Source organism: Kitasatospora sp. LaBMicrA B282 (assembly GCF_050325825.1).
GTDB lineage: Bacteria > Actinomycetota > Actinomycetes > Streptomycetales > Streptomycetaceae > Kitasatospora.
In genome coordinates this window covers 1-17,456 of the sequence record NZ_JBNQTI010000008.1, presented here as the reverse complement: position 1 = coordinate 17,456, position 17,456 = coordinate 1, and the positions used below count along the sequence as shown (strand labels likewise).

At 73.7% G+C, this 17,456-nt stretch carries 17 protein-coding genes; 9 read left to right on the top strand and 8 right to left on the bottom strand.

Going from position 1 to position 17,456, the window contains the following annotated elements:
- Positions 1-32 precede the first annotated feature (32 nt).
- Complete coding sequence (locus ACQRUO_RS04165) at positions 33-623, bottom strand: TetR/AcrR family transcriptional regulator (RefSeq protein WP_428314318.1); 591 nt, start codon at positions 621-623, stop codon at positions 33-35.
- Between the two features lie 119 nt (positions 624-742).
- Here ACQRUO_RS04165 and ACQRUO_RS04160 point away from each other — a divergent pair, with 119 nt between their 5' ends.
- Together ACQRUO_RS04160 and ACQRUO_RS04155 are read left to right on the top strand one after the other, a co-directional pair.
- The gene (locus tag ACQRUO_RS04160) at positions 743-1,480 is read left to right on the top strand and encodes an SDR family oxidoreductase (RefSeq protein WP_428314317.1); all 738 of its coding nucleotides are present in this window, start codon (positions 743-745) and stop codon (positions 1,478-1,480) included.
- Between the two features lie 113 nt (positions 1,481-1,593).
- On the top strand, positions 1,594-3,501 hold the full coding sequence (locus tag ACQRUO_RS04155; RefSeq protein ID WP_428314316.1) for a terpene synthase family protein: 1,908 nt from the start codon (positions 1,594-1,596) through the stop codon (positions 3,499-3,501).
- A gap of 88 nt (positions 3,502-3,589) precedes the next feature.
- On the opposite strand, the gene ACQRUO_RS04150 is transcribed toward ACQRUO_RS04155, so the two are convergent.
- Positions 3,590-3,853: a HisA/HisF-related TIM barrel protein gene (locus ACQRUO_RS04150; protein ID WP_428314315.1), complete on the bottom strand. Its 264-nt coding sequence runs from the start codon at positions 3,851-3,853 to the stop codon at positions 3,590-3,592.
- A 42-nt stretch (positions 3,854-3,895) separates the two neighbouring features.
- Here ACQRUO_RS04150 and ACQRUO_RS04145 point away from each other — a divergent pair, with 42 nt between their 5' ends.
- Positions 3,896-4,738, top strand: a complete 843-nt coding sequence (locus ACQRUO_RS04145) for an alpha/beta fold hydrolase (RefSeq protein ID WP_428314314.1) — start codon at positions 3,896-3,898, stop codon at positions 4,736-4,738.
- A gap of 128 nt (positions 4,739-4,866) precedes the next feature.
- Here ACQRUO_RS04145 and ACQRUO_RS04140 read toward each other — a convergent pair whose 3' ends face one another.
- Both ACQRUO_RS04140 and ACQRUO_RS04135 read right to left on the bottom strand, forming a co-directional pair.
- Positions 4,867-4,989 (bottom strand): hypothetical protein, encoded by a 123-nt coding sequence (locus tag ACQRUO_RS04140; RefSeq protein WP_428314313.1) that lies wholly within the window; start codon positions 4,987-4,989, stop codon positions 4,867-4,869.
- The gene (locus ACQRUO_RS04135) at positions 4,986-5,246 is read right to left on the bottom strand and encodes an acyl carrier protein (RefSeq protein WP_428314312.1); all 261 of its coding nucleotides are present in this window, start codon (positions 5,244-5,246) and stop codon (positions 4,986-4,988) included. Before ACQRUO_RS04135 ends, ACQRUO_RS04140 begins: the two co-directional genes overlap by 4 nt.
- A gap of 278 nt (positions 5,247-5,524) precedes the next feature.
- Here ACQRUO_RS04135 and ACQRUO_RS04130 point away from each other — a divergent pair, with 278 nt between their 5' ends.
- Positions 5,525-6,625 (top strand): beta-propeller fold lactonase family protein, encoded by a 1,101-nt coding sequence (locus tag ACQRUO_RS04130; RefSeq protein ID WP_428314311.1) that lies wholly within the window; start codon positions 5,525-5,527, stop codon positions 6,623-6,625.
- A gap of 71 nt (positions 6,626-6,696) precedes the next feature.
- On the opposite strand, the gene ACQRUO_RS04125 is transcribed toward ACQRUO_RS04130, so the two are convergent.
- The 3 genes from ACQRUO_RS04125 to ACQRUO_RS04115 form a co-directional block, all read right to left on the bottom strand.
- Entirely contained in the window at positions 6,697-7,764 is a 1,068-nt protein-coding gene (locus tag ACQRUO_RS04125) for a gluconolaconase (RefSeq protein WP_428314310.1), read from the bottom strand.
- 102 nt (positions 7,765-7,866) lie between these two features.
- Positions 7,867-9,009 carry a hypothetical protein gene (locus tag ACQRUO_RS04120; RefSeq protein WP_428314309.1) on the bottom strand — a complete coding sequence of 381 codons (1,143 nt, stop codon included), beginning with the start codon at positions 9,007-9,009 and terminating at the stop codon, positions 7,867-7,869.
- A 51-nt stretch (positions 9,010-9,060) separates the two neighbouring features.
- Positions 9,061-10,128: a gluconolaconase gene (locus tag ACQRUO_RS04115; RefSeq protein WP_428314308.1), complete on the bottom strand. Its 1,068-nt coding sequence runs from the start codon at positions 10,126-10,128 to the stop codon at positions 9,061-9,063.
- 397 nt (positions 10,129-10,525) lie between these two features.
- Here ACQRUO_RS04115 and ACQRUO_RS04110 point away from each other — a divergent pair, with 397 nt between their 5' ends.
- Positions 10,526-11,527 (top strand): LysR family transcriptional regulator, encoded by a 1,002-nt coding sequence (locus tag ACQRUO_RS04110; protein ID WP_428314307.1) that lies wholly within the window; start codon positions 10,526-10,528, stop codon positions 11,525-11,527.
- On the opposite strand, the gene ACQRUO_RS04105 is transcribed toward ACQRUO_RS04110, so the two are convergent.
- Complete coding sequence (locus ACQRUO_RS04105) at positions 11,458-12,900, bottom strand: CoA transferase (protein ID WP_428314306.1); 1,443 nt, start codon at positions 12,898-12,900, stop codon at positions 11,458-11,460. The genes ACQRUO_RS04110 and ACQRUO_RS04105 overlap by 70 nt on opposite strands.
- A 301-nt stretch (positions 12,901-13,201) precedes the next feature.
- Between ACQRUO_RS04105 and ACQRUO_RS04100 the strand changes: the two genes are divergently transcribed.
- From ACQRUO_RS04100 to ACQRUO_RS04085, 4 genes are all read left to right on the top strand, one after another.
- A complete protein-coding gene (locus tag ACQRUO_RS04100; RefSeq protein ID WP_428314305.1) occupies positions 13,202-14,386 on the top strand; it encodes a CaiB/BaiF CoA transferase family protein in 1,185 nt (394 codons plus the stop codon).
- Positions 14,387-14,463: 77 nt separating this feature from the next.
- Positions 14,464-15,636 carry an acyl-CoA dehydrogenase family protein gene (locus tag ACQRUO_RS04095; protein ID WP_428314304.1) on the top strand — a complete coding sequence of 391 codons (1,173 nt, stop codon included), beginning with the start codon at positions 14,464-14,466 and terminating at the stop codon, positions 15,634-15,636.
- On the top strand, positions 15,633-16,706 hold the full coding sequence (locus ACQRUO_RS04090) for an acyl-CoA dehydrogenase family protein (RefSeq protein WP_428314303.1): 1,074 nt from the start codon (positions 15,633-15,635) through the stop codon (positions 16,704-16,706). The genes ACQRUO_RS04095 and ACQRUO_RS04090 overlap by 4 nt, the downstream gene beginning before the upstream one ends.
- Positions 16,707-16,785: 79 nt before the next feature.
- Complete coding sequence (locus tag ACQRUO_RS04085) at positions 16,786-17,250, top strand: hypothetical protein (protein WP_428314302.1); 465 nt, start codon at positions 16,786-16,788, stop codon at positions 17,248-17,250.
- Positions 17,251-17,456: the final 206 nt, after the last annotated feature.

The following is a 17,456-nucleotide window of genomic DNA, read 5'->3' as shown; positions in this document are numbered from 1 at the left end:
ACAACGCCAGGACGTCGCCGCCGCCGAGGGCGTCAGCGGCCGGTGCGCAGCCCGTCGAGGGCGATGCGCAGCAGGCGCTGGGCGCGCTGGTCGGGGTCGTGGCCCCAGTCGGTGCGCCAGAGGAAGCCGACCAGGAGCAGGACGTCGGGCGCCTCGACGTCGGTGCGGACGAGTCCGGCCTGCCGGCAGGCGTGCAGCAGGCGGTCGATCGCGTCGACCACGGGCTGGTAGTGCTCGGCGGACAGGTTGCTGCGGGTGGCCGCGTCCAGTGCGTCGGCGAGCCCGTGCTTCACGCGGCCGAACGCGGCCAACTGGTCGAACCACAGCTGCAGCGCCTGCCACGGCTCCTGCTGACTCAGCAACGCCGCTGCCGAGTCGACGAGTTCACCGACGTCATGCCGGTAGACCGCGAGCACGAGGGCCTCGCGGGTGGGGAAGTGGCGGTAGAGCGTGCCCTGTCCGACGCCGGCCTCCTTGGCGATGGAGTTCAGCGTGACGTCGCCGGAGCGCGCCAGGGCGTCGCGGGCGACCGCCAGGATGCGCGCGCGGTTCTGCTGCGCGTCGGCGCGCCGTGCCGGCTGGGGGTCCTGGGATTCCTGCGGTTCCTGCGGTTCCTGGGTCATGCCGAGCCTCTCCGATCGCTGCCCCCACACCTTACCGGACACGTGTCCGGTAAGGTGTGCCGAGCGTTCCGGACACGTGTCCGGTTCGACTCCGAGTTCGCTTCCAGAGGGGTACACGTATGTCCGGAATCGAGGGCAAGGTCGTCGCCATCACCGGTGCCAGCAGCGGCATCGGCGAGGCCACCGCGCTGCTGCTGGCCGAGCGCGGAGCCCGGGTCGTCCTCGGGGCCCGCCGCACCGAGCGCCTGCGGGACCTGGCGACCCGCATCACGCAGCGCGGCGGCCAGGCCGCCTGGACGGCCGTCGACGTCACCCGGCGCGCCGACCTGGCGGCGCTGGTGGCACTCGCGCACGAGCGGTTCGGGCGCCTGGACGTGCTGGTCGCCAACGCCGGCATCGGGCCCCTCTCCCCGCTCGACGAGCTGCGGGTCGACGACTGGGAGGCGATGGTCGACGTCAACCTCAAGGGCGTGCTGTACGGCATCGCCGCCGCCCTACCGGTCTTCCGCGCGCAGGGCGGCGGCCACTTCGTCCACGTCGTCTCCACGGCCGGCCTGCGCGTCGTGCCCGACCAGGCCGTCTACGCCGCGACCAAGAACGCGGTGCGCACCCTCTCCGAAGGCCTGCGGCAGGAGGCCGGAGAGACCGTCAAGGTCACCGTGATCTCACCCGGATTCGTCCGCACCGACTTCATCGACTCCGTCCCCGACCACCAGGTCCGCGCGGAACTCGCAGCCAGGAAGGACAAGTTCGCCATCCCGCCGGAGGCCGTCGGCGAGACGATCGCCTTCGCGATCGCCCAGCCGGCCACGGTGGACGTCAACGACATCGTCGTCCGCCCGACCGCGCAGAGCTGACCACCGTCGGAGGAGGCGCGCGGACGGCATGCGCTCCGGGTACGCGCCTCCGTGCGTGGAAGTCGGGGCGCGTCGTGCCGGTGTGGCTCGTGGGCCCTGGGCAGGGAGGCGGAATGCACGCTCTCGCGCAGTCCTCCTCCCCGCACACCAGCGTGTCCTGGTTGCCTTCACCCGCGCCCGCACGGCGCAATCCCCAGGCCGACTCGGTACGTGCCGAGCATCTGCAATGGGTGACCGAGCACGGGCTGGTGCCTGCCGACGGCCTGGAGCGGGCCGCCTGGTGCCACCCGGACGTGCCGGCGGCCGAGCTCGGTCTGCTGGCCGCCTGGTACTCCTGGGCCGGGCAGCCGCCGGCGACGCCCGCAGCGGTTCGTGACCGGGCCCGGCGCAGTCTGTGGGACAGGACCATGGCACAGCGCCCCGCCGACTGGTGCCGGCGGTTCACCGACCGCGTGGCGGAACTCCGCGGCCCGGGCCCCACGGCCGGTGAGCTTCCGGCGGCTGACCTCATGGCGCACCTCCAGGTCCGGCGTTCGTTCCGACGGTGGGCGGCCCTGCTGGTGGAGCGGGCGGGCGGGCGCCGCCCGACGCCGTCGGTCGAGAGCGCGTTCGCGGACGTGTCCGTGCTGTCCGGCGACCTGGCCCACGCGGCGGACCGGCCGGATGCCCTGGGAGCCCTCGCCCGCCTGCTCGGGTGCGATCGGCAGACCGCGGTCCCGGTCGCGAAGCGCCTGCGGTCGGCACGTCTGGCGGAGTTCGAGGCGGGCGGTCCCGACCAGGGGCTACGGGACTGGCTCGCCGGTGACCACCGAATCCGGCAGCACCGCACCGGCCGCCACGGCACCTGGCAGCGGCACGCCGGGTCCGCCGCCCGGCACGGCGTGCTCCCGACCGGCCCCACCGGGCTGGGGACCTCCGCCGCCCGGCCACTCGGCCCACGCACCCCACCACGCCACGACCGGGCCGCCCACCACCGCCCGGGCGCCCCGAACCGGACGACGGCCGGCTACCCCTTCCTCCTGCCGCCGTTCACCCTGCCCTGGCTCGCCCGCGTCAACCCCCACCTGGAACGGGCCCGACGCGAGGCCAAGGACTGGGCCCGCTCCGTCGGACTGCTGGCCCCGGTGCTGCTCCCGCCCGGCCCGGCCATCTGGACCGAAGAGAGCTTCGACAGCGACGACTGGCCCCTGTTCGCCGCACTCACCCACCCCGACGCCCCGGCCGCCCGGCTGACGACGATCGCCCAGTGGGACGTGTGCCTGCTCGCGTTGGACGACTACTTCGTGACGGCCTACAAGCTGCCCCGCGACCCCGCCGGAGCACGGGCGTTCGTCGCACGCGTGCCCTCGTTCATGCCCCTGGGAGACGAACCGGCGCCACCCCCGGTGAACCAGGTCGAGCACGCCCTCGCAGACCTGTGGGCCCGCACGTCCGCGGCCATGCCGACCGGCACGCGGGAGAGGTTCGCCCGCTACGTGACCGAGTTCGTTGCGGCCAACCTCGACGAGCTCGACGCCGCGCTGCGCCGCCGCGTCCCCGACCTGGTGCACTACCTGGAGTTCCGGCGGGCCAGCGCGGGCACGGACCTCTCCATCGGCCTCACCGGCACCCGCCCGGCCGGCACCCCGGCCGTGCAGCGCCTGGAGGACGCGTTCGCCGACACCGTCGGCCTGCGCAACGACATCCACTCCTACCGCAAGGAGATCGACGAGGAGCAGGAGGTCTGCAACGCCGTTCACGCCTTCCACCGGCTGCTCGGTGGAACCCTGCAACAGGCGGTGGACGTGACCTACCGACTCTTCGAGGCGAGGGTCCAGGAGTTCACCCGGGTCAGCGAACGCGAGATCGGCGCCGAGCACGCCGGGTACCCGGCCGTGCTGCGGCACTGGATGGCCGGCGACAACCAGTGGTACCGCCAAACCGGACGCTACCGACAGGGCACCAGTCGAAGCCTGCCCGCAGCCGGGCCGGGCGGTGCCCGTCCGGTCACGGGTGCAGCACGGTGCGAGCCGGCCGGTTGACGAGCGGCTGTCCGGCAGCCACAACGGGCAGCGGGGTGGCGCCCTGGTCCTGGCCGGCACCGTCATCGGGCCTCCGTACCGGTCGCCGTCAGGTGACGGTGGTCAGGGCGTCGGCCAGGTGGAGGTCGCCGGTGAAGAGGGCGCGTCCCACGACCGCGCCCTCGACGCCGACGGGTGCCAGCGCGGCGAGAGCGCGGAGGTCGGTGAGGGTCCTGATGCCGCCGGCGGCCAGGACGGGCGTCCGGGTGCGGGCGCAGACCTCCTGGAACAGCTCGAGGTTGGGGCTGGTACCGGTGCCCTCGCGGCCGACGTCGGGGATCGTGTAGCGGGCGCAGCCGGCGTAGTCTCGCATCGACCGCCACCCACCTGACCCACGACGTCTTCCGGTGATCCGATGCCCACTGTCAACGCCCATGAGATCGCCCTGGGCATCGAGTCGTTCGGCGACGACGACGCACCGCTCGTCCTGCTCGTGGGCGGCCCGACGATGCTCTCCTGGCCCGATGCGTTCTGCGAGCGGCTGGCCGCCGGCGGGCGGCGGGTGGTGCGCTACGACCTGCGCGACAGCGGCGAGTCGACGACGAGGAATCCCGACGCACCCGGCTACACCCTGCGCGACCTCGCCGCCGACGCGGCGGCGCTGGTTGACGCGCTCGGCGGGGGACCTGCGCACCTCGCGGGGATCGGCGTCGGCGGGCTGGTCGCCCAGGTGGCCGTGCTCGACCATCCGGGTGCGTTCTCGGCGCTCACGCTGGTCGGTACCCGCCCGGTTGCCCCGGGCCCGCCCGACGACGACCTCCCCGACCACGACCAGGCGACGATGAGCCGGCTGTTCGCGCGTCCGATGCCCGACTGGTCCGAGCGGGAGGCGGTCGCGGAGTTCGCCGCCGCCGGCGCGGAGATCCGCGGCGACGACCCGGTCGCGGCGCGCGCCATCGCTGCGCGGATCTGGGACCGCACGCCTGGCACCGCGTCCCCGGTCCACTTGGCCAACCAGCTGGGCCTGGTGTTCTCCAGGCTCGACTGCCGACCCCGCTGGCGCGAGCGCCTGCCCGGGATCGGGGTCCCCACGCTCGTCGTCCACGGCCGCCGCAACCCGCTCTTTCCGGTCGGCAACGGCGAGGCGATCGCGCGCGAGATCCCCGGAGCCCGGCTGCTCGTCCTCGAGGAGGCCGCCACGGCGATCCCCGATGCGGCGGTCGGCGAGGTCACCGGGGCGATGCTCACGCTCGGCTAGCGGACGGCGGGTGCCGCGCGGGTCCGGCCGCCACGCAGCGGTGGACGTCGGAGGTCGATCCGGCCCACGGCCCTGCCGCCCGTCGGGGAGGCCGCCGGCCGGGGAGGCCGCGAGCACGGACCCGACGATCACCGCCCGACCGCGAGGCCGGACCGGATGACCGGGCTGCGCCCAGCGGTCGGTGGGCCGGTGAGCAGGCCGTGCAGGGCGATGCGGGCGCCCCAGAGCCAGGCCAGCAACCGTCGGTTCATCGGTCCGCCGCCTCGGCGCGGGTGGCGAGCAGGGGGCGCAGGTGGGCGGCGAGGCGGTCGACGGTGGGGTGTTCCCAGGCGGGGGCGGTGTCGACGGTGAGGCCGTAGCGGTCCTCGATGTCCGCGCAGATGGCGATGGCGGCGACCGGGTCGAGGCCGTGGTCGGTCAGGCGGACGTCGCCGCCGATCGACTGGGCGGGAAGCCCGAGGTACAGGGCGACCCGGGCGGTGAGCCAGCCGTGCAGGGCGTCGGGCATGCGTCGGGTCTCCTGGAATCGGGGCCAGTCGGGGCGAGTCGGGTCGGGGCGGGGCGGGCCAGTTGCGGGCGCCAGCGTAGGGAGGGGGCCGGGGCGGCCCGAACCGTCGGGGCGCACATCTGTCAGGTCGACCGGCGCGGGCCGGCTGCTGTGGGAGGCCGGCTGAGCGCCGGCCAGTCCTTACGGGGTTCTTTCGGACGGGCTTCCGGCCTGCCGCGGCCGCCCGGCAGGCCGCAGGGTGGTGCTCACGAAGTCCTTCGCCAACCGAGGAGCCTGACGTGAGATCCCCCGCGAAGAACCTGCGCATCCGTGCTGCCCTGGCCGTCACCGCCGCGCTCGGCGGCGCGTTGGCCGTCGTCGGTGCCCCCGGCGTCGCCGCCGCGTCGAGCGGGCGCGCGGCCACCGTCTACACGCTGTCCAACGCGGCGGCCGGCAACACCGTGCTGGCCTTCCACGACCGCCACGGCGTGCTGACCCCGGCCGGCGCCTACCCGACCGGCGGCCGCGGGTCGGACGCGGGGCTCGGCTCGCAGGGCGCGGTCGTGCCGGCCGACCACGGGCGGGTCCTGCTCGCCGTCAACGCGGGGTCGAACTCCGTGACGGCGCTGCGGGTCGCCGAGGACGGCGCGCTGACCGCGGTCTCCACGGTGGCCGCCGGCGGCACCCAGCCGGTGAGCGTGACCGTCCACGGTGACCTGGTCTACGTCCTCGACGCCGGCAGCGCCACGATCGCCGGGTTCCGGCTGCAGCACGGCATGCTGGCCCCGCTGGCCGGTTCGACCCGCGCCCTGTCCCCGGGTGCGGCCGGGGCGGCCGAGGTCGCCTTCTCGCCGGACGGCAGCCGCCTGGTCGTGACCGAGAAGGGGAGCAACTCGCTCGACACCTTCACCGTGGACCGGCACGGCCGGGCCTCCGCCGCCTCCCGCACCGCCTCGGCGGCCGCGGTGCCGTTCGGCTTCGACTTCGACGACCGCGGCGACGCGGTGGTCTCCGACGCCGCGGCCAGCGCGGTCACCACCTACTCCGTCGCCTCCGGCACGGCCCGCCAGCTCGCCTACCTGCCGGACGGCGGCGGCGCGGCCTGCTGGCTGGTGGTCTCGCACGCCACCGGCACCGCCTACGTGGCCAACGCCGCCACCGGCACCATCTCCACGTACCGGGTCCGCAACGGCGCCCTGAGCCTGACCGCCCCGATCGCCGCCACGGTCGGCGGCCACCCGACCGACGAGGCCCTCGGCCGCGGCGACGTCCTCTACGTCCGCGACGCGACGGGCAACCGCCTCCAGGCCGTGCACTTCGGCGCCGGCGGCGCGCAGGTCGCCGACGCCCCCGCGGTGCTGCCGGCGAGCGCGGCGGGCATCGCGGTCGTGAACGGGTGAACAGGTGACCGGTTGACCGGCTGAACCCCCAGCGCCCGGCCGACCATGGCCGGGCGCTGGGGGTTCAGGCGTCACACCCGGTAGTAGGGCTCCTTCTGGCTCGCGTAGTCGAGCGATTCGGGCTGGAAGACCCGGTGCTCGCCGATCCGGGCGCCGGCGACTGCGGCCGTGCCCGTCTGCAGGAAGCGCCGGCCGTCGTCGGCCAGGTCGAAGTGGCTCGGGTCGTCGGCGACTTCGCCGAGTTTCCAGGTGATGACCTGGGCGTACCGCGGGGTGCCGGCCTGTGGCGGAGTCTCCTTGACCTCCACCGGCTGCGGGTAGTAGAGCGCGAGGTAGCCGCCGAAGGTGACCGGGAACTCGAAGCCGAACTGGCGCAGTTCGCGGCGGACCGTGGCCAGCACGTCCACCCGGCTGCCGAACTGCACCTGCAGCGACGACGAGTGGTTCCACTCGGTGGTCAGCGACCCGCTGACCGAGGCGGAACCGCCGAGCATCAGCTGCGCCGAGAGCTCCCCGGTGCCGGTGGCGCTGCCCGTGGCCGTCGTCGAGCTCGTCGACTGCGTCGTGGACGCGGTGTCCACGCCCTGGTCGTCCTTGCTGTTGAGCTGGGTGGTCGTCTGGGAGTTGTTCAGCTCCACGCTCTTCTGCAGCGCCTGCTCCAGAGCAGCACTGGCCGCCGCTCCGAAGGTGAGCTGCACCTCGCCCGCGAGCGACCAGCCGATGGTGTTGGACACCGAGAACTCGACGGTGTCCGTCGCGGTCACCGTGATCGGGTCGGTGCCGTTGACGTAGGTCTGCTTGGATACCAGGTCCGGGGGCGGCTGCTCGATGTCCCCGAGCTCCTCGACGACCGGCACGCCGACGTTCAGGTAGGCGCGCCAGCCGCGGTCGTAGGCCGTCTGCTCGGTCGGCGGGAAGCCGCCGTAGCGCACCTTGTTCAGGCAGAACCCGATGGGGGCGACCGGATCGCCGCCGCCTTCGGGTGCCCGCTTCAGCGTGCTCGACTGCCGGGCGAGCAGGGCGTCCGCCTTGGCGGCGATGTCGAGCTCCTGCTGGTTGCGGTTGGTGAGTGGGTGGCGCATGAACACGTCGCCCAGGTAGGCCCGGCCCACCGCGGTCCGCATACTGCCGTCGCTCATGGCGTCAGGCCTCCTTCCCGCGCGGCGCCGGAGGTTCCTCCCGGGCCGTCAGGTTCTCCCGGGGAGTCACGTCCTCCCGGGGAGTCACGTCCTCCCGGGCCGTCACGCCACGACCTTGCCGATGCCCCCGAGGGCCGTGGCGGCGCGCTGGGAGAGCCGCCAGAGCTGGCCCTCCTGGTTGCTGAGGTAGAGCCGGCCGTTGCCGCGGTCCAGGGCGAGACCGTAGGGGTGGCCGAGGCCGCCGGCCACCACGCGCTGGGCGCCGTCGGCCAGGCCGACCAGGTAGAGGCGCCCGCCGGCGGAGTCGGCGAGGTAGGCGCCACCGGCACCGTCGAGCGCGACCCGGGTGGCCCACGCCCCGGGCGGCAGGGTGGCCACCACGCGCTTGGTCCTGGTCACCAGGTCGACCTCGTACAGGGTTCCGCTCTCCCGCAGCGCGACGTACGCCTTGCCGGCGCCGTCCAGCGCCACGCCGGAGGCGTAGCCGAGACCGTCGGCGACCGTGGTCCGCTGGCCGCTCGCCAGGTCGACGGCGACCAGCTGGGCGTTGGCGTAGTCGGCGACGTAGGCCTTGCCCGTCCCGTCCAGCGCCACTCCGTAGGCGCCGGGGACGTCGGCGAGCTTGCGGAAGGTGCCGGCGGCCGGGTCCACCGCGATCAGCTGCGCGCCGCCGTAGACCGCGAGGTACGGCGTGCCGGTGCCGTCCAGCGCCACGTCGCCGACGTCGCCCAGGCCGCTGGCCGCCACCCGCTTGGCGCCGGTGGCGAGGTCGACGACGGTCAGCTTCTGGCCGCCGCGGTCGGCGACGTACGCCTTGCCCTGCACCGGATCCACCGCGAGGCCCTCGGAGGACCCGAGGTCGGTGGCGAGCAGCAGGCTGGGCCGCTCGCCGGTGTTCGAGGCGGTCGGCAGGTCCTCCTCGCGGATCTCCACCTTCAGCGTCGAGGCGGCCTTGTTCATGGCCGAGGAGGCCATGTCGAAGGTCGAGGCGGGGTCCTGGGCGGCGGTGAGCTGATCGGCGGAGGCGTCGTGGAACTTCTGGAAGAGCGGGTTGAGGAATCCCATGACGTCGAATGCGCCGTGCGCCGTCTGGCGCACCAGCCACGGGTCCTGCGCACTCTCCTGCGCGCGTACCTTTCCGGAGACGTCCCCGGCACCCGGGACGTCCCCGTTGAGCGCCTCGGCGGCCTGCTTGGCGGAATCGGCCTCGTTGCCGCCGCTGTCGAAGATGTTCTTGAACGTCATGGGGTTCCCCTCCTGGTCTTCGGCGTTTCCCGGATTCCGGTGGACTCGACGTCAGACCTGGTAGTAGGGCTGCTTCTGGCTCGCGTAGTCGAGCGATTCGGGCTGGAAGACCCGGTGCTCGCCGACCCGGACGGTGACGATTTCGGCCGTGCCCTTCTGCAGGAAGCGCCGGCCGTCGTCGGCCAGGTCGAAGTGGCTCGGGTCGTCGGCGACTTCGCCGAGTTTCCAGGCGATGACCTGGGCGTACCGCGGGGTGCCGGCCTGCGGGGGAGTCTCCTTGACCTCCACCGGCTGCGGGTAGTAGAGCGCGAGGTAGCCGCCGAAGGTGACCGGGAACTGGTACTCGAACTGCCGGATCTGCCGGCGGACCGTGGCCAGCACGTCCACCCGGCTCCCGAAGGTCACGCTGACCGTGGAGGTGTGCTTCCACTGGGTGGTCAGCGAGCCGCTGACGGACGCGGTGACCCCGAGCATCAGCTGCCCCCACAGCTCTCCGGTGCCCGTTGCGGTGCCGGTGGCCGTGGTGGTGTCGGTCGACTCGGACAGCGACTCGACGTCGACGCCCTGCCGGTCCTTGCTGTTGAGCACGGTGGTCTTCTGGGAGCTCTTCGCCGCCATGCTCTTCTGCAGCTGCTGCTGCAGTTGTGCGGTGGTCTTGGCACCGAAGGTGAGCTGCACCTGTCCCTGGAGCGACCAGCTGACGGTGTTGGAGACGGAGAACTCGACGGTGTCCGTGGCGGTCACGCTGATCGGGTCGGTGCCGTTGATGTACGTCTGCTTGGAGATGACGTCCGGGGGCGGCTGCTCGATGTCGCTCAGCTCGGAGATGACCGGCACGCCGACGTTCAGGTAGGCGCGCCAGCCGCGGTCGTAGGCCGTCTGCTCGGTCGGCGGGAAGCCGCCGTAGCGCACCTTGTTCAGGCAGAACCCGATGGGGGCGACCGGGTCGCCGCCGCCCTCGGGGGAGCGCTTCAACTTCTCCAGCTGGCGGGCGAGGACGGCGTCCGCCTTGGCGGCGATCCCGAGCTCCTCCTGGTTCCGGGTGGTGAGCGGGTGACGCATGAACACGTCGCCGAGATAGGCTCGGCCCACGTCGTTCTTCATGCTCGTGTCGGCCATGCGGAAAGGCCTCCTTCCGTCGCGGTACGGAATCGTTCGCAGCGCAGGATGAGACGAACGGTCGAGCGGCGCTTTCGTGGTTCGTACCTGCAGTACCGGCGGAACCAGCGCCGCCGACAACTGCCTTCCCCCCAGGCCCGATTGGGGCCGACTTCGAGAACATCGCATCCGATGCAATCCCGCCGGTGATTCCCAGGCCTGTCACTCGAACGAGTGAAACTCGATATGCGTGGTTGACGGATATCGGTGAAAGCGACCTCGGCATACCGGATGGCGTGCGAAATACGCCGCTGCGCATGGTTCGTGGGCCGACCGGGAGCGGCGGAGCGCGGCGGCGGCCCCCGGCCCGAACCCCGTGGCGTTGATCATTTGTCAGGCGCGTTCTAGGGTGACCGGTATGGAGCTCACCCCGCGCCTGTTGGAGCAGTTCGTGGTGCTCGCCGAGGAGCAGCACTTCGGACATGCCGCCCGCCGGTTGTCGATGAGCCAGCCGCCGCTCAGTCAGGCGATCCAGCGGCTGGAGCGCGGCCTCGGGGTGCTGCTGCTGGAGCGCACGAGCCGAGGTGTGCGGCTGACGGCGGCCGGGGCGGCCTTCGCGGCCGACGCCGGGCGGCTGTTGGAGGCGCAGCAGGCCGCGGTGGCGCGGGTGCGCCGGATGGCGCGGGGTGTCGAGGGCACGGTCCGCCTCGGCTACGTGAGCAGTCTGGGCTACTGGCACCTGCCCCGGCTGCTAGCGGTGGCCGCCCGGGAGCTGCCCGGCATCCGACTGGAGGTCCGGCAGCGGGGCTCGGCCGAACTGGCCGAGCAGGTCCGGCAGGGGGCGGTGGACCTGGCGCTGGTCCGGCTGCCGGTCGGCGACCTCGCGGAGCTCGAGGTGCGGGAGGTCGCCGAGGAGCGCACCGTGCTGGCCCTGCCGCTCGGCCACCCGCTCGCCGGCGGCGATCCGGTGCCGCTCGCCCGGCTGCGCGACGAGGAGTTCGTCACCGCCGCCCCGCCCGCCATGGCCCGGATCCGCGCGCTGATCGACGACGCCTGCCGGCAGGCCGGCTTCGAACTGCGCACCCGGGCCCAGGCCGAGGACCTGACCAGCATGTTGGGCTACACCGCGGCCGGGGTCTGCCTCTGCTTCGTCCCGGAGCGCGTCGCGGAGCTCGGCCACCCGATGGTGCGCTTCGTCCCGCTCGACGGCGGCGACCGGCTGGTCACCACGATCGCGGCGCTGAGCCGCCCGGCCGGCGGCGACCCGGCCGTCGCCACCCTGCTGGAGCTGATGGAGCGCCTCCGCCCGGAGATCGAAGGCCCTGCGGCGGACACCCGGGACAGCGGCGGTCACCAGCCGAGCGGCGAGGCGCCCAGCGGCTCCGCGGTGCGGGTCAGGCGCGGCGCCAGCGTGGAGTAGCGCACCTGGGCCGGCAGGTAGCACACCTCGCCGAACGGCCCGTGCACGGTGGCCAGTTCGACCGCCGCGTGCGCGGGGTCGGGGGCCGGCAGCTCGACCACCGCCGCGCGGGGGAGCAGGCCGAGGTCCTGCACCCACATGCAGACCTTCGCCAGGTCGACGTGCACCCGGTAGCTGCCGCCCTCCCGTGCCCGGCGACGCAAGGCCTCCAGGGCACCGGCGGCGCCCAGTACGGCGGCGAGGTAGTCGTTGAGCAGGTAGGTCGGCGGCAGCCGGGGTGCGTCGAACGAGCCCTCCTCGGCGGCGAAGCCGGTGGCGGCGGAGGCCAGTTGGTCGAAGCCGCCGCGTCCCGCCCACGGCCCCTCGGTGCCCCAGCCGAGGAAGTCCAGCACGACCAGGCCGGGCCGCCGCTCGACCAGCGCCGCCGGGCCGAAGCCCTTGGCGTCGAGGCCCAGGTAGTTGCACACGTACAGGTCCGTCCCAGCCACCGTGGCCCCGAAGGCGGCGGCCTGGGCCGGGTCGAGCAGGTCGCAGAAGGCCGCACGCTTGCCGATGCCGGTCTCCACGACCATCCCGACCGGGTCCGGGTGGGCGGGCGTGGAGACGTGCAGGACGTGGGCGCCCAGTTCGGCGGTGATCCGGGCGGCGATCGGGCCGGCGATCACATGGGTGTTGTCCAGGACCCGCACCCCGGCCAGCGGCAGGCCCCCGTCCGCCGCCGAGGACCGCACGGCCGGGAACGGCTCCGGTGCGCTCTCGCCGACCTTCTCGATCCGGATCAGCGGGCCGTCCGCGAGCAGCCGGCCCTGCGGGTGCTCCTGCCACTCCTCCCGGGTGCGCACCGCGACCGCGGTACCGCCGCGCGCGCAGATCGCCTCCTCCAACTCCAGCGCGTTCCACCGCTCGACGGCGGCGGCGATCCGCTCCCGGTCCGGGGGGCAGTCCAGCACCCGGCAGGCGATGTCCCGCAACTGTGGGTAGGAGAGCAGCACGTAGACGAAGCGCCCGTCAGCGGCGCGGTAGAAGTCGCTGTTGCCGAGCAGGTTGGGGTCCTCCTGCAACTGCTCGACCGGCACGCCGCGCATCCGGGTGAAGAAGACCGCCATCAGCTGGTGCACGGCCGCCGCCACCGAGACGGTGACGTCCTGCGCCGCCCCGCCGCGCTCCCGGTGGACGGCCGCGACCTCGGTGCCCAGGGCCGCCAGCGCGGCCGCCGCCGCGTCGCCGATCCGGTGCACCGAGGGCGTCACCGGGTCGGCCCCGTCGATCACCACGGCGCCGCCGGCGTCGGCCGCGGTGATCCCCAACTCGCGGTACAGGCCCGCCAGGGCGCCGTACGCGGTGCTGGTGTGCTGATCCTGCTCGATGGCCATCTCCGGCTCTCCTCGGGGAGTCGACGAGCCGCGTCCGCCGCGGCGGCCGACCCGATCGGGCGGCCACCTCCAGAACAACCGGTGCGGCCGGGGACCGTCCAATACCGGTTCCCCGAAGCACCGATATCCCCGGCCGTATGACCGCAGTCGGGGCCGCGTGCATATCCTCCGCCCTATCGATGGCGCACCCGACTCGTATTGGACGACGCCGATTTCCCCCGGGTTTCCTGGAGCGCGGAACGAGCCGGCGCGGCGCCGCCCGGCCCGCCCCTTCCCCCGACACCTCAGGAGGTACCGGCAGATGACCGAGCAGCCCAGCGGCCCGTCCGGGCGAGGACTCCTCGCCGGAGTCCGCGTCGTCGAACTGGCCAGCGTGATCATGGCACCGTACGCCGCCCAGCAACTCGGCGACCTGGGCGCCGACGTGATCAAGGTGGAGCCGCCCACCGGTGACATGACGCGCCACTACCCGCCGCAGCGCCACCCGGGCATGGGCGGCGCTGCGCTCAACCTGAACCGCAACAAGCGCAGCGCCGTCATCGACCTCAAGGCCCCGCGCGGCCGCGACGCCCTGCTCGCACTGCTGCGCACCGCCGACGTCTTCATCACCAACCTGCGCCCGCAGGCCCTGGCCCGGCTCCGCCTGGACTACCCGGCGGTCTCGGCCCTCCAGCCCGGGTTGATCTACGCCAACGCCCAGGGCTTCCGCAGCGACAGCGCCTACGGCACCCACGCCGCCTACGACGACATCGTGCAGGCGGCCAGCGGACTGGTCTGGCTCAACCACCAGGTCTCCGGGCAGCCGCACTACGTGCCCACCGTGCTGGCCGACAAGATCTGCGGCCTGCAGATCGCCCAGTCGGTGCTGGCCGCGCTGCACTACCGGGAGCACGGCGGCAGCGGGCAGCACATCGAGGTCCCGATGGTCGACACCATGCTCGCCTTCAACCTGGTCGAGCACCTGGGCGCCGCCAGCCTGGAGCCCGACGGCGCGTTCGGCTCGACCCGCTCGCTCAGCCCCGAGCGCCGCGCCCAGCGCACCGCCGACGGCTGGATGTGCATCCTGCCGCAGAGCGACCGCAACTGGCGGGACTTCACCGCCTTCGTCGGCCGCCCCGCACTCGCCGACGACCGGCGCTTCGCCACCGGCCCCGACCGCGCCCGGCACGCCGACGAGCTCTACCGGCTGATGGCGGACCTGACCCCGCGACACACCAGCGCCCGGTGGCAGGAGTTCTGCGACCGGGTCGGCATCGCCGCGGCTCCGGTGCTCGACCTGGAGACCGCCGCCACCACCGCCTACGCCCGCGAGGGCGGCCTGCTGCGCGAGGCCGAACACCCCACCGAGGGCCGCTACCGGGTGATCGGCCGCCCGGTCCGCTACTCGGCCGACCCGCAACCGCCGCTGCGGCCCTGTCCGGCCATCGGCGAGCACACCGAGGAGGTCCTGCGGGAGGCCGGCTTCGACCCCGCGCTGCTGATGTGACCCGCAGTTCCCGAACCAGCATGACCCGAACCCGCCTGCCCCGCCTGCCCGTCGACACCTCCCGGAGTGGACCAACCGTGCCTGCCGCCACCGACTCCCAGCTCTCGTTCCCCGAAGTCTCCCTCCCCGCATCGGCCCGGCAGCTGCGCGCCGAAGTCCGGGCCTTCCTCGACGAGGAACGGGCCCGCGGCACCGTGCTCGGCCGCCCGGACTCCTGGCTCGCCGGCTGGGACCCGGAGTTCAGCCGTCGGCTCGCCGGGCGCGGCTGGGTCGGCATGGCCCTGCCCACCGAGTACGGCGGCGCCGGGCGCGGCTTCCTGGAGCGCTACGTGGTGATCGAGGAACTCCTCGCCGCCGGCGCCCCGGTCAGCGCGCACTGGGTCTCCGACCGGCAGGCCGGCCCGTCCGTGCTCCAGCACGGCACCGAGGAGCAGCGCCGGTTCTTCCTGCCCAGGATCGCCGCGGGGGAGTGCTTCTTCTCCATCGGCATGAGCGAGAAGAGCAGCGGCTCCGACCTCGCCTCGGTCCGCACCCGCGCCGAACGCACCACCGACGGCTGGCGATTGACCGGCACCAAGATGTGGACCGGCGGCGCCCACGCCAACGACTACGCCATCGTGCTGGCCCGCACCGACGACGCGGACGACAGGCACGCCGGGCTCAGCCAGTTCATCGTCGACCTGCGCGCCCCCGGCGTGCGGGTCGAGCCGATCCACCTGATGAGCGGAGAGCACCGGTTCAACGCCTTCCACCTGGCGGACGTCCACGTCCCCGACAGCAGGCTGCTCGGGCGGCGGGGCGACGGCTGGCAGCAGGTGACCGGCGAGCTGGCCTTCGAACGCAGCGGCCCGGAACGCTACCTCTCCACCTTCCCGCTGCTGGTCTCCCTGCTGCGCGAGCTGGAGCGGCGCGCCGCCACGGCCGCACAGCTCACCCAGGTCGGCCTGCTGACCGCTCGCCTGCACAGCGTCCGCCGGCTCTCCGTCGGCGTGGCCGCCGCGCTGGACGCCGGAACCTCGCCCGACACCCAGGCCGCCCTGGTCAAGGACCTCGGCACCCGGCTGGAGGGCACCCTGATCGACACCGTGCGCGGCATCCTGCCGACCCCGGCCGACCCGCACGCCACCCCCGGCAGCCACGCCGAACTCCTCGCCTTCGCCCTGCTGCACAGCCCCGGCTACACCCTGCGCGGCGGCACCAACGAAATCCTTCGCGGCATCATCACTCGTGGACTGGAGCAGCACCGATGAACACCCACACCATCGACACCACCACCCCGGTCATCCCCGCCGACGCCTACGACACCGCAGCCTTCTTCGCCGACCCGGACGCCATCGCCGTCGTCACCAACACCACCGCCCCGGACGCCGTCCCGCTCCCCGCTCCCGACGCGGCCACCGCCGACCTCCTCACCGCCGCGCGGCAGGCCGGCCGCCGCGCCGTCCCCGCCCCGCTCGCCGAAACCGCCCTGGTCGCCCGCCCGCTGCTGCACCGCGCCGGCCTGCCCACCCCCGACGGCCCGCTCAGCTACGCCATCGCCCCCGAGCTGACCATCCGCTTCGCCCACCCGGCCGACTCGGCCGTCGGGTCGGCCGGCTGCGCCGGCGCGGACGACACCCTGCTGGTCACCGGCACCCTGCGCCGCGTCCCCTGGGCCCGCACCGCAACCGCCGTGGTCGTGGCGGCCACCGCTCCGTTCGGCCCGGTCCTGTTCACGCTCACCCCGGACCAGGCGGTGCTCACCCCCGGCGCCAACCTCGCCGCGGAACCGCGGGACGACCTGCACCTCGCCGCCGTCGAGATCCCCGCGGCGCAGGTCCGCCGGATCACCCCGGACCTGCTGGCGGAGGCCGAGCTGCGGGCGGCCCTGGCCCGGGCGGCGCTGATCGCCGGAGCCGCCGAACGCTGCGTCGAGCTGACCGTCGCGCACACCACCGCCCGCACCCAGTTCGGGCGCCCGCTCAGCGGCTTCCAGGCCGTCAAGCAGGAGGAGGCCCGGCTGATCGAGGAGGCCGCCCTGGTCCGCGCCGCCGTCCAGGCCGCCGCCGCGCCACTGGACGCGGGCGGCTGCTCGCCCGCCACCTGGTTCGCCGTCGCCGCCGCCAAGACCCAGGCCGCCGCCTCGGCCGCCGAGATCGCCCGGATCGCCCACCAACTGCACGGCGCCATCGGCATCACCACGCTCCACCCGCTCCACCTGGCCACCACCCGCCTGTGGTCCTGGCGCGACGAGGACGGCGACGAGACCACCTGGGCCGCCCGCCTGGCCCGCACCCTCTCCGCCGCCACCCTCTGGCCCACCCTCACGGCCACCCCCTGAAGCCCACCGGCGGCACCGACCGCACCGGCCGCCGACCGGGTCCCGCACCATCGTCGGACCCTGCGCCTATACTCCGCCGGTGGCCATACCCGAACTCATCCCGATCGCCTACCTGCCCGAATACCGCACCGCCATGATCGGTCACTACGACCATGGGCAGTTCTGGGCGAGCCTGACCGGCGCCTACCCCCAGAGCTTCGACTGGCGAACCATGCGTGCCCAGTGGCGCGAGCACCAACGCTTCTACGCCGTCCTGCACCGCTTCGACCACGACGGACACCACGTCGGATCGGACGTCCGGCGAGCGCCGGCGGCGGGGGGAGTGTCGGAGGCCGAGGCCGAGGTCGCCACCTGGCTCGCCGACCTTCCCGGCCTCACATACGGAGCCATCGCGGTCCGGCCGTTCCGGATCGTGGTCGACGACGTCGTCTTCGGCCTGATTCCGGAGCAGTACACCGAGGCCGGTCGGGACTGGGAACGGGTCGAACTCGTCCCCGAGGGCCTGAGCTTCGCACCCCCGTGGAACGGGATCTACGACACGTAGCAGGCACCGGCTCCCGAGGCGCGGCGCGGCCTCAGCACGGCGGGGTGAACGGCGGTGCCGTGCCCCGCCGCGCGGTCCTCCGGCTAGGCAGTGTCGTCAAAGTGATCTTGGATAGTGGATCATGATGTGGTGATACGTCGCCATGAACTCTCCGATGCCGAGTGGGGCCTGGTGGAGCCGCTGCTTCCCAGGTCCGGCAAGGGTCG